This window comes from Modestobacter sp. DSM 44400 (assembly GCF_900107175.1).
Classification (GTDB): Bacteria; Actinomycetota; Actinomycetes; order Mycobacteriales; family Geodermatophilaceae; genus Modestobacter.
Map to the genome: position 1 here is coordinate 1 of NZ_FNOZ01000168.1, position 1,376 is coordinate 1,376.

General features: G+C 70.0%; 2 protein-coding genes. Both read right to left on the reverse strand.

Annotated elements, in window-relative coordinates; translation table 11 throughout:
* Positions 1-82: 82 nt before the first annotated feature.
* Positions 83-574, reverse strand: a complete 492-nt coding sequence (locus BLW04_RS25520; RefSeq protein ID WP_254782006.1) for a transposase domain-containing protein — start codon at positions 572-574, stop codon at positions 83-85.
* A gap of 114 nt (positions 575-688) precedes the next feature.
* Complete coding sequence (locus BLW04_RS25525; protein WP_254782008.1) at positions 689-1,138, reverse strand: MFS transporter; 450 nt, start codon at positions 1,136-1,138, stop codon at positions 689-691.
* Positions 1,139-1,376: the final 238 nt, after the last annotated feature.

Sequence of the window (1,376 nt, forward strand, 5' to 3'; positions counted from 1 at the left end):
CGCCGGGCGTCCACCGCCAGCCGGATCGCCCGCTCCCGAAGCTCGTCGGGGTACTTCCTCGGTGCCGCCATGACTCTCATCCTCACGTGGATTGAGAGCCTCCATCAGACCCGGCACGGGACAGGGTGTCCGGGCAGCACATCGTGGTGCCATCGATCGCGCACACCAGCCGGCCACGCCACCACACGCCCTGGGTGGCCGGGCCCGCGGCCGGACCGCGCAGCAGACCGAACAGGGCGCGCAACGGGGCCGCACCCACCCGGCGGCGGGCCTGGGCCAGCGCCCCCGCGGTCGGGGCGGCCACCGCCAGCCCGTGCAGCCCGGCGACCATCCGTGCCCACACCCCGCAGTAGCCGCACTCGGCGAACAGGCAGGCGGCCAGCAGCAGGTAGATCACCACCCGCGAGGGCAGTTCCCGCACCCGGGTCTGCACCGCGCCGGTCTCGACCAGGGCCGCATCGACCATCTCAAACGGCACCACCTGGGTCAGCTCGCCCAGATGCCCGGGGGCGAACCGGCCGCCGGCGACAGTGACCTCACGAACGACACGACCGCTGCCAGACTGGACAGGCAACGGAGCTCCCGGGAAGAGAACGTCTTGGCGGACGCCTCCTCTTACCGGAGCTCCGTTGCCCTACCCGCCCCGACACGCCGCACACGCGGCATGCTTGACAACCCGCCGCTGCGGCTAACTACACGGCATTGCGGTCAGCACGGCTGGTGCCACCATTAGGAGCGCCCCGGCGAGAAGCGACACCTTCAGGCTGCGGCTTCGGCCGAACCGCCGTTCGCACGGGGCGGCGAGGAATGACCCGGCGACGCTGCCCGGCGCGATCGTGGCGAGCAGCAGCCCATAGGTCGCCCCAGACAGCTCGAGGATCGAGCCCGGGCCGACGGCGAACAGCGCGAAGATAGTGAAAGTCGCATTGGTGGCGAAGTTGAAGATTCCGACGCTGGCGGCCAACCCGCGCAGGAGGGGCTGCCGCCACAAGAAGCGCGCTCCTTCGGCGATGTCTGCTCGAAGAGTCGCGGGCCGGGCCCGTTCGACGCGAAACGAGCCTCGGAGCAGGAGGAGTGCGAGGACTGCGCTGGCCCAGAGTGCGGCGGGGGCAGCGAAGGCGACGCCGGCGGCGCTCACGCCCACGAGGACGCCTCCCAGGGGGGTCCGATGAACTGGTTGGTCGTGAGCTCAGCGGCGTAGAGGCGACCGTTGGCCCGCGACAGCTGGTCCACGGACACCAGCTGAAGGACGAAAGACTGCGCCGAGGTGTCGTACAAGGTCTCAGAGAGCGTCTTCAAACTTGTGTGGTTAGTGGTCGGCGTGTGCTGCCGGTGATGTGAGGGAGCTCCTGGTAGGCGGATGGGTGTCTACGCCT